The 9531-nt window shown below is 70.8% G+C and carries 10 protein-coding genes; 5 read left to right on the forward strand and 5 right to left on the reverse strand.

The genetic code is table 11. The features are described 5' to 3' along the window. Positions 1-19: 19 nt before the first annotated feature. The 4 genes from QH283_RS09900 to QH283_RS09915 all read right to left on the reverse strand — a co-directional run bounded on the left by QH283_RS09900 (position 20) and on the right by QH283_RS09915 (position 2520). A complete protein-coding gene (locus QH283_RS09900; protein ID WP_280502715.1) occupies positions 20-367 on the reverse strand; it encodes a hypothetical protein in 348 nt (115 codons plus the stop codon). A gap of 1 nt (position 368) precedes the next feature. After that, positions 369-1046 (reverse strand): response regulator transcription factor, encoded by a 678-nt coding sequence (locus QH283_RS09905; protein WP_280502716.1) that lies wholly within the window; start codon positions 1044-1046, stop codon positions 369-371. Positions 1047-1113: 67 nt separating this feature from the next. Next, positions 1114-1617, reverse strand: a complete 504-nt coding sequence (locus QH283_RS09910) for a PH domain-containing protein (protein WP_280502717.1) — start codon at positions 1615-1617, stop codon at positions 1114-1116. Between the two features lie 72 nt (positions 1618-1689). Beyond that, positions 1690-2520, reverse strand: coding sequence for a biotin--[acetyl-CoA-carboxylase] ligase (locus QH283_RS09915; RefSeq protein WP_432420693.1), 831 nt, complete (start codon positions 2518-2520; stop codon positions 1690-1692). Positions 2521-2684: 164 nt separating this feature from the next. On the opposite strand from QH283_RS09915, the gene QH283_RS09920 reads away from it, so the two are divergent. From QH283_RS09920 to QH283_RS09930, 3 genes are all read left to right on the forward strand, one after another. Then, positions 2685-4325 carry an acyl-CoA carboxylase subunit beta gene (locus QH283_RS09920; RefSeq protein ID WP_280502718.1) on the forward strand — a complete coding sequence of 547 codons (1641 nt, stop codon included), beginning with the start codon at positions 2685-2687 and terminating at the stop codon, positions 4323-4325. Between the two features lie 161 nt (positions 4326-4486). After that, the gene (locus tag QH283_RS09925; protein ID WP_280502719.1) at positions 4487-4810 is read left to right on the forward strand and encodes an acyl-CoA carboxylase subunit epsilon; all 324 of its coding nucleotides are present in this window, start codon (positions 4487-4489) and stop codon (positions 4808-4810) included. 49 nt (positions 4811-4859) lie between these two features. Then, on the forward strand, positions 4860-5501 hold the full coding sequence (locus tag QH283_RS09930; protein WP_280502720.1) for a Maf family protein: 642 nt from the start codon (positions 4860-4862) through the stop codon (positions 5499-5501). Here the strand turns inward: QH283_RS09930 and QH283_RS09935 are convergent. Continuing rightward, complete coding sequence (locus tag QH283_RS09935) at positions 5427-6200, reverse strand: helix-turn-helix transcriptional regulator (protein ID WP_280502721.1); 774 nt, start codon at positions 6198-6200, stop codon at positions 5427-5429. The genes QH283_RS09930 and QH283_RS09935 overlap by 75 nt on opposite strands. Before the next feature lie 216 nt (positions 6201-6416). Between QH283_RS09935 and QH283_RS09940 the strand changes: the two genes are divergently transcribed. Together QH283_RS09940 and QH283_RS09945 are read left to right on the forward strand one after the other, a co-directional pair. After that, a complete protein-coding gene (locus QH283_RS09940; RefSeq protein ID WP_280502722.1) occupies positions 6417-7337 on the forward strand; it encodes a sulfurtransferase in 921 nt (306 codons plus the stop codon). 250 nt (positions 7338-7587) lie between these two features. Continuing rightward, positions 7588-9372: an acetyl/propionyl/methylcrotonyl-CoA carboxylase subunit alpha gene (locus QH283_RS09945; RefSeq protein ID WP_280502723.1), complete on the forward strand. Its 1785-nt coding sequence runs from the start codon at positions 7588-7590 to the stop codon at positions 9370-9372. The last annotated feature ends 159 nt before the right edge of the window (positions 9373-9531 follow it).

A 9531-nucleotide genomic window follows, 5' to 3' on the forward strand; every position in this document is an offset into this window, starting at 1 on the left:
ACGCCACCTCGCGCCGCAGCTACCCGGCGGTCCCCATGCCCCGCGACTCCACCCGCGGGTGGTGGACCTTGGGCACGCCGATGTCGGCGCGGGCGGCGTTGTCGGAGGCAGCCGGATAGACGATGGTCAGCCGCCCGTCCACCGGCACGATGGCGCGCACGGCGCGCAGATCGAGATCGCCCTCGACCCGCCCGTCCGGCCCCTCCTGGACCATCACCTCGACGGCCACCCGGTCGAGGCGGTCGCGCAGGTCGTTGCGGGTGATGTCCTCCACCCACAGCCAGGCCAGATAGACCAGGGGCAGGCCGAAGACCACCGTGGTGACCGTGAGCACGGCCAGCATCGAGCGCAGGATGCGGCGGCGCACGTCAGTCCGTGTTCAGCCGGAAGCCGACGCCGCGTACCGTGACGATGCGACGCTCGGCCATCGGCCCCTCGTCGCCGATCTTGCGGCGCAGCCAGGACATGTGCATGTCGAGGGTCTTGGAGCCACGCAACTCGGCGTCGCCCCACACCTCGCGCAGGATGGTCTCTCTCGGCACCACCTGACCCGCGCGGTCGATGAGCACCTTGAGCAGCTCGTACTCCTTGTTGGCCAGGCCGACCTCGACGCCGTTGACCAGCACCCGGCGCGCGGCCGGCTCGAGCCGGATGCCGCCGACCTCCACCGCCTCGTCGCCGATGCCGCTGCGCCGCAACAGCGCGCGCACCCGCGCCAGCAGCTCGGCCAGGCGGAACGGCTTGCCCACGTAGTCGTCGGCGCCCGCGTCGAGGCCGACGACGAAATCCACCTCGTCGGTGCGCGCGGTGAGCATCAGCACCGCCAGATCGGCGCCACGGGCCCGCACCTGACGGCAGACCTCCAGGCCATCCATGCCTGGCAGGCCGAGGTCGAGGATGAGCAGGTCGTGGTTGCCTTCCAGCGCCCGGCTGAGCACGGCGGGGCCGAAACTCTCGACGGTGACCGAATATCCTTCGCGCCCCAGTGCCCGCGAGAGCGGCGCAGCGATGGCCTCGTCGTCTTCGGCGAGCAGTACCGCGGTCATGGCTCCAGATTACGGATCGGTGACGCGGCGGCGGGCGCACGCCGTGCCCGGACGGACGAAGACGGCGTCAGCGGTCGGCGGAGGCCTCGAAGACCTGGTGATACAGCAGCGAGTGCACGCCCTGCACGTCGGGGATGTCGTCGTATTCCAGGGGCTCCTCCGAGGAGGAGCCGATGACGAGGGTGCCGGTGCCGAGCATGCGGTCGAACAGGCCGTGCCGGAACTGCACGCTGGAGATGCGGCTCATCGGGATGTCGATGCCGGTGTGGGTGAGCACGCCCTCGCGGACCAGCACCCTGCGGTCGGTGACGATGAAGTGCGTCGACTTCCACGACAGCACCGGCCCGAGCACCCGCCACAGCACCACGATCACCCAGAGCGCGGGCACCGCGATCAACAGCGCCGTGCGCACCGTGCCCTCGGTGGCGCGGTAGGCCAGTCCGCCGCCGAATCCGGCCAGCGCGGTGGCGACGATGAGCGTCACGACCGGCCAGAACAGCATTTTCCAATGCGGATGGCGGTGGAGTATCAACTGCTCGTCCGGGGCGAGCACATCCTCCGGGTAACCCATGCCCGTGACGCTACCCGCGCGCGGACCGCCCGCCACGGAACCGACGGCCGTGGCGGGCAGGACAATCGGATGTCACCGGGGCTTGTACTGCCCGCGCAGATGGGTCACATCGCCCGCCGAGACCGCCTCGTCGCCGACCAGCAAACGGCCGGCGTCGTCGATGCCGGTGGCGGTTCCGGTGAGCACGCGCCCGCCAGGCAGCTCGGCGCGCACCTCGGTGCCGATGGTGGCGCAGCGCTCGCGATAGGCGGCGACGAGTGCGGCGGTGTCCCAGCCCGCCGCGCGCCACGCGGTGAGCCGCCGGTCGAATTCGGTGAGCATCGAGGCCACCAGCGTGGTGCGGTCCAGCTCGGCGGCCCCGGCCAGCTCGAGCGAGATGGCATGGGCGACAGGAAGTTCCGACTCACCCAGGGTGACGTTGACGCCGATGCCGACCACCACCGCAGGCGCGGGGCCGCCCGCGGCGACCTCGGCCAGGATGCCTGCCACCTTGCGGCCGCCGATGAGGACGTCGTTGGGCCACTTCAGATCCGCGGGCACCCTGGCGGTGGCGCGCAGGGCGTCGACCACGGCGATGCCGGTGAGCAACGGCAGCCAGCCGAGCACGGCGGGGTCGATGCCGGGCAGGCGCACCAGCATCGACAGGGCGATCTGCGCGCGCGGGGGGCGGGACCAGGCGCGCGCGTGCCTGCCCCGGCCGGACTCCTGCGCCTCGGCCAGCAGCACCGAACCGTCGGCGCCCGGCTCGCGGGAGCGGGCGATGAGATCGGCGTTGGTCGACCCGGTCGACTCGACCACGTCGACCCGGGAGAACGACAGCCCGGCGGACGCGACGACGGCGCGCAGCCGGTCGGCGTCGAGGGGCGCCCGGCGCCGCGCGGTATCGGTGGAGGGGCTCTGCACGTCGCGAGGCTACCCGTCCGGCGGAGCGCCCGTTCTGCCAGGGCGCAGGGCGGGAAAACCGCCGGAGAACAGGCGTGAGGCGGGGTGCGACCTGCGCTTTTCTACTCACGGGTAGGCACCGCGCCGTTACGGACCGTTCCGTCCTCTGGTTACACTCCGAACCCATGACGAGTGTCCAGCAGCAGCCCGCCTCTGGTTCGGCGGACTCCCCCGATATCCACACCACCGCCGGGAAGCTGGCTGACCTGCGGAATCGGCTGGAAGAGGCCAAGCACCCGATGGGTGAGGCCGTGGTCGACAAGGTGCACGCCAAGGGCAAGATGACCGCCCGCGAGCGCATCCTCGCGCTGCTCGACGAGGGTTCCTTCGTCGAACTCGACGCGCTGGCCCGGCACCGCAGCGTCAACTTCGGCCTGGAGAAGAACCGCCCGCTCGGCGACGGCGTGGTGACCGGCTACGGCACCATCGACGGCCGCGACGTGTGCATCTTCAGCCAGGACGTCACCGTCTTCGGCGGCAGCCTCGGCGAGGTCTACGGCGAGAAGATCGTCAAGGTCATGGACCTGGCGCTCAAGACGGGCCGCCCGCTGATCGGCATCAACGAGGGCGCAGGCGCCCGCATCCAGGAGGGCGTGGTCTCCCTCGGCCTCTACGGCGAGATCTTCCATCGCAACATCCAGGCCTCCGGCGTGATCCCGCAGATCTCGCTGATCATGGGCCCGGCCGCCGGTGGTCACGTCTACTCCCCCGCGCTGACCGACTTCGTGGTCATGGTCGACCAGACCAGCCAGATGTTCGTCACCGGCCCGGATGTCATCAAGACCGTCACCGGCGAGGAAGTCACCATGGAGGAGCTGGGCGGCGCCCACACCCACATGGTGAAGTCCGGTGTGGCCCACTACGTCGCCTCCGGCGAGCAGGACGCCTTGGACTACGTCAAGGATCTGCTGTCCTACCTGCCCAGCAACAACCAGGCCGAGGCGCCTCGCTTCCCGGCGACCGACCCGATCGATGGCTCGATCGAGGACTCGCTCACCCCCGAGGATCTCGAGCTCGACACGATCATCCCGGACTCGCCGAACCAGCCCTACGACATGCACGAGGTCATCCGTCGTCTGCTCGACGACGACGAGTTCCTCGAGGTGCAGGCCGAGCGCGCGGCCAACATCATCGTCGGCTTCGGCCGCATCGACGGCCGCAGTGTGGGCATCGTGGCCAACCAGCCCACCCAGTTCGCCGGCTGCCTGGACATCGACGCCTCGGAGAAGGCCGCGCGCTTCGTGCGCACCTGCGACGCGTTCAACATCCCGATCGTCACCCTGGTCGACGTGCCGGGCTTCCTGCCGGGCACCGGCCAGGAGTACAACGGCATCATCCGCCGCGGCGCGAAGCTGCTCTACGCCTACGGCGAGGCCACTGTGGGCAAGATCACGATCATCACCCGTAAGGCCTACGGCGGCGCCTACGACGTCATGGGTTCCAAGCACATGGGCGCCGACGTGAACCTGGCCTGGCCGACCGCGCAGATCGCCGTCATGGGCGCTTCCGGCGCCGTCGGATTCGTCTACCGCAAGCAGCTGCAGCAGGCCGCCGCGGACGGCGCCGACGTCGATGCGCTGCGGCTCGAGCTCCAGAACGAGTACGAGGACACTCTGGTGAACCCGTACGTCGCGGCCGAGCGCGGTTACGTCGACGCGGTCATCCCGCCCTCGCACACCCGCGGCCAGATCGTCTCCGCGCTGCGGCTGCTCGAGCGCAAGATGGTGACCCTGCCCCCGAAGAAGCACGGCAACATTCCGCTCTGAACGAGCGATACCCTCGGTAGGCCGCGCACACTGGAGAAGTCGAACGGCCCGCGCTTTTGGAGATCACCGGGAGTGGCGGGCCACAGGGCTGGGAAGTCGGTAGGCGTCACGTGCCTGTCGAACCAACACGCCTGATCGAGGTAGAGGAAGGATCTGGCACTGTGACGACCGTGGCAGAAGAAGAAGTGCTGACCGCCGCCGAGCTCGACCTCGCGGTCGACACCGTCGCCGAGGAGGCCGAGGTCACCGCGGAGACGGCAGCGACCCCGGAGCCGAAGGCGGAACCCTTTGTGAAGATTCTGCGCGGATCGCCCACCGACGCCGAGGTCGCCGCCCTGGTGTGCGTGTTCGCCGCCGCCTCCGGCGGCTCGGCCGACACCGATTCCGGCAAGCCGAGGGAGCTGTGGGGCAGGCCCACCGCCATGCACCGCGGCGCATCCCCGTTCTCGCCGTACTCGTTCCCGGCGCTCTCGCGCCTGCGCTGAGCCGATCACGGCGCCCAGCGGGACGTATGAGTTCATCAGAGGACACCCGATGCCGACGCTGATCCTGGCGTCGGCATCGCCCGCGCGCAGACAGGTGCTGCGCAAGGCGGGCATCGAGCCGGTGGTCCTGGTCTCCGATGTCGACGAGGACGCGGTGGCCGCGGCCCTGCCGGCGAACAGCGCCCCGGAGACCGTGGTCACCGAGCTGGCGCGCGCCAAGGCCGCCGACATCGCCGCCTCCGCCGCCGCCGCCGAGTTCCGCGACGACTGCGTGATCGTCGGCTGCGACTCCATGCTGCTGATCGACGGCGTGCTCCAGGGCAAGCCGCACACCCCGGAGGTGGCGCGGGCACGCTGGGCCGAGATGGCCGGGCGCAGCGCCGATCTGATCACCGGGCACTGCGTGCTGCGCCTGCGCGACGGCGAGGTCGTGGCGCAGGCCGTGGATTGCAGTGCCACCACCGTGCACTTCGCCAAGCCGGAACCGGACGAACTGGAGGCCTATCTGGCCTCCGGCGAGCCCTTGCAGGTCGCGGGCGCGTTCACCCTCGACGGGCTGGGCGGCTGGTTCGTCGATCGCATCGACGGCGACCCCTCCAGTGTGATCGGGATCGGCCTACCACTGCTGCGCCGACTGCTTCGCGACGTCGGCACCGGCATTGCGCAGCTGTGGGCCGACGCGGCCCGCTGACGGCGGCGTGAGGGCGGGCTCGCCCTGATCCCCCGGACCGAGCGGGCCCCCGTTGTTCCTGCCCGTTCTGCGGGCCATCTCCAGCCTGGTCAGGCACAGCTCGTTGTCGACGAAGGGTTGCAGGCGCACCTCCACCGCGCCGCGCTCGCCGCTGCGGTCGAGCACTTCCTCGATCATGCCCCGGTGCACCGAGCACACCACGTCGGAGTGGGTGCGCGCGAGATCGCGCAGCGGGCAGCCGGTCATCCTGATCACCACGTGCTCGCCGTCGTCGGCGGTGTCGCGTTCGGGGGCGAAGCCGAGTTCCGAGAGCAGGCCGATGGTGACGTCCTTGGCGTCGGCCAAGGTCTCGACCCGGCGTTCGGCGGCGTCGAGCTTGCCGCCCCAGGCGCGGCCTGCGGCCAGCCCGGCCTCCGAGCGGCTGCGCGGCTCGCCGCCGAGCTGATCGGCGAGCACCTGTGCCAGCTCCTGGTAGCCGAGCGTGCGCTGCACCGCGCGATAGCCGATGCGGGGCCGGCCACGCCCGCGCGGGGGCTGCTGGAACTGTCTGACCAGGGATTCCTTGGTGAGGACGTCGAGGTGGAAGCGCACGGTGGTCACGTGCTGTCCGGTGATCCTGGCCAGTTCCTGGGCATCGAGGGGCTCACTCGCGCCGCGCAGGATCGCGAGCAGTCGCCGCCGCGGCCACGAATCGGACATAGACCACCCCTCCTCTGTAGCTGACTTTATCGGATGCGGGTTCGATCTAATCGGCCATTGCGGTAATCGGTCGCCACGGCGATTCGCCGCCTGGAACGAGTTCCCGTTACCGCCCACCTCTACCATCGCAGCGTGAGGGAACCCTCGTGCCGCCCGCGCGAACGCCCCGCGATACGTCATCACGTCCCAGTCCGGCCAGGAGAAGGAAGACCGACCGTGCCCGTTGCCCCGGACCCCCATGCCCCTTTCGGCGCCTACGCGCACCCAGGCAGGCTGGTCTCCACGGAATGGCTGTCGGCCAACATCGGCGCCCCCGGCCTGGTGATCGTGGAATCCAACGAGGACGCCCAGCTCTACGACATCGGGCACGTGCCAGGCGCGATCAAGATCGACGGGCGGCGCGAGCTGGAGGACGGGTCGATGCGCGACTACATCGACGGGGCCGCGTTCACCGAGCTCATGCGGGCCAAGGGCATCGCCCGCGAGGACACCGTGGTGGTCTACGGCGATCGGGGCAACGCCCAGGCCGCCCGCACGCTGTGGTTGTTCACCCTGTTCGGGCACGAGGACGTGCGGCTGCTCGACGGCGGCCGCGAGGCGTGGATCTCCGAGAGCCGCGACACCACCTTCGAGCCGCCCTTCCCGCGCCGGGCCGAACCCTATCCCCCGGTGCGCCGCGACGACGGCATCGCCCGCGCCTTCCGCGACGACGTACTCGCCAGGCTGGGCTCAGCGACGGTGCTGGACGTGCGCTCGGCGCGCGAATACGCGGGCGAGGCGAACCAGGAGCCCGCCGGGCCCGCGGTGGCGGCGCTGCGCGGCGGGCACATCCCGACCGCGGTGAACATCGACTGGTCGCGGGCCTTCGCCCCGGACGGCCGGTTCCGCCCGCGCGCCGAGCTGGACGCGATCTACGGCGAGCTGGCCGACAACGAGGAACTGCTGGTCTACAGCGGCATCGGCGAAAGGTCCAGCCTGAGCTGGTTCGTGCTCACCCATCTGCTCGGCCGCTCGGGCGTGCGCAACTACGACGGCTCGTGGGCCGAGTGGGGCAATTCGGTTCGCCTGCCGGTGGTTCGGGGCGAGGAGCCGGGCGAGGCGCCCGCCCGGGCGGGACGTCGCGCACGGGCGCGCTGATGTCTTCTAAACTGAAGTCGCATGCCAGCACAATGGACGCGGAACACACTTCCGATTCAGTGTGATGCGACACCTACTGTTCAGTAGGGCTATCCGAGTTCGGCGGCAGTTGGCAGACTGCCTACACTCGCCCAGACGTACATTGTCGGCACGGGCGCGGAGCTCGTGTGGTGTTCCGACCCCGAACGGGAGCGGGCCGCGCGGCCACCGTCCCGCGAAGCGACCAGAAGAATGCAAACCAGGAGGCTCAGTGCCCAGCCATGCCAGCGCGCGGATCACGAAGGTACTCGTAGCTAACCGAGGCGAGATCGCCGTCCGCGTGATCCGGGCGGCGAAGGACTCCGGCATCGCCAGCGTCGCGGTGTACGCGGAGCCGGACGCCGACGCGCCCTTCGTGAAGCTCGCCGACGAAGCCTTCGCGCTGGGCGGCCAGACCTCGGCCGAGTCGTACCTCGTGTTCGACAAGATCCTCGACGCCGCCGCCAAGTCCGGCGCCGACGCGATCCACCCCGGCTACGGGTTCCTGTCGGAGAACGCCGACTTCGCCCAGGCCGTGATCGACGCGGGCCTGATCTGGATCGGCCCCTCCCCGCAGGCCATCCGCGACCTCGGTGACAAGGTCACCGCCCGCCACATCGCCGAGCGCGCGAACGCGCCGATGGCCGCGGGCACCAAGGACCCGGTGAAGAACGCCGACGAGGTCGTCGAGTTCGCGAAGAAGTACGGCGTTCCGGTCGCGATCAAGGCGGCCTTCGGTGGCGGCGGGCGCGGCATGAAGGTCGCGCACACCATCGAGGAGATCCCCGAGCTGTTCGAGTCGGCCACCCGCGAGGCCATCGCGGCGTTCGGTCGTGGCGAGTGCTTCGTCGAGCAGTACCTGGACAAGGCCCGCCACGTCGAGGCCCAGGTCATCGCCGACCAGCATGGCAACGTGGTGGTCGCGGGCACCCGCGACTGCTCGCTGCAGCGCCGCTTCCAGAAGCTGGTCGAGGAGGCGCCCGCGCCGTTCCTGTCCGACGAGGTCCGCACCAAGATCCACGAGTCCGCCAAGCGCATCTGCCGCGAGGCCGGCTACTACGGCGCGGGCACTGTGGAGTACCTGGTGCAGGGCGAGACCGTGTCCTTCCTCGAGGTGAACACCCGCCTGCAGGTCGAGCACCCGGTCACCGAGGAGACCGCGGGCATCGACCTGGTGCGCGCCCAGTTCCGCATCGCCAACGGCGAGCCGCTGGAGATCACCGAGGATCCGACCCCGCGCGGCCACTCCTTCGAGTTCCGCATCAACGGCGAGGACGCCGGTCGCGGCTTCCTGCCCGCCCCCGGCCCGATCAACGTCTACCGCGAGCCCTCTGGCCCCGGTGTGCGCGTCGACTCCGGCGTGGTCGAGGGCAGCGTGATCGGCGGCCAGTTCGACTCCATGCTGGCCAAGCTGATCGTCACCGGCGAGAACCGCACCCAGGCGCTCGAGCGCGCCCGTCGCGCGCTGGCCGAGTTCCAGGTCGAGGGCCTGGCCACCGTCATCCCGTTCCACCGGGCGATCGTCGAGGATCCGGCCTTCATCGGCGACGGCGAGAAGTTCGACGTCTACACCAAGTGGATCGAGACCGAGTGGAAGAACACCATCGAGCCCTACACCGGTGGCGCGCCGATCGAGGAGGACGAGCAGGCGCCGCGGCAGAAGGTGGTCGTCGAGGTCGGCGGTCGCCGGGTCGAGGTCTCGCTGCCCGGTAACTTCACCGTGGGCGGCGGCAACAGCGGCGGCGCGATCCGCAAGAAGCCGAAGGCGCGCAAGCGTGGCGGCGCCTCGGCGGGTGCGGCCTCCGGCGACGCCGTGACCGCGCCGATGCAGGGCACCGTCGTCAAGGTCGCCGTCGAGGAGGGCCAGACCGTCGAGGCGGGCGACCTGATCGCGGTGCTCGAGGCCATGAAGATGGAGAACCCGGTCAACGCGCACAAGGCAGGCGTGGTCACCGGCCTCGCGGTGGAGGCGGGCGCCGCCATCACCCAGGGCACCGTCCTGGCGGAGATCAAGTAACACCCTGAGCTGCCCGAGGGGGGGGGGGGGGGGGGGGGGGGGGCGGCCCCCCCCCGGCGCCCGGGGGGGGGGGGGGGGGGGGGGGGGGGGGGGGGGGGGGGGGGGGGGGGGGGGGGGGGGGGGGGGGGGGGGGGGGGGGCGGGGGGGGCCGGGGGGCCC

Source organism: Nocardia farcinica (assembly GCF_029867845.1).
Classification (GTDB): Bacteria; Actinomycetota; Actinomycetes; order Mycobacteriales; family Mycobacteriaceae; genus Nocardia; species Nocardia farcinica_A.

Excerpts from the sequence above, each read along its gene's own strand:
- QH283_RS09930 (WP_280502720.1), top strand. The coding sequence starts at position 4,860 with ATGCCGACGCTGATCCTGGCGTCGGCATCGCCCGCGCGCAGACAGGTG.
- QH283_RS09920 (WP_280502718.1), top strand. The coding sequence starts at position 2,685 with ATGACGAGTGTCCAGCAGCAGCCCGCCTCTGGTTCGGCGGACTCCCCC.
- QH283_RS09935 (WP_280502721.1), bottom strand. The coding sequence starts at position 6,200 with ATGTCCGATTCGTGGCCGCGGCGGCGACTGCTCGCGATCCTGCGCGGC.
- QH283_RS09905 (WP_280502716.1), bottom strand. The coding sequence starts at position 1,046 with ATGACCGCGGTACTGCTCGCCGAAGACGACGAGGCCATCGCTGCGCCG.
- QH283_RS09910 (WP_280502717.1), bottom strand. The coding sequence starts at position 1,617 with ATGGGTTACCCGGAGGATGTGCTCGCCCCGGACGAGCAGTTGATACTC.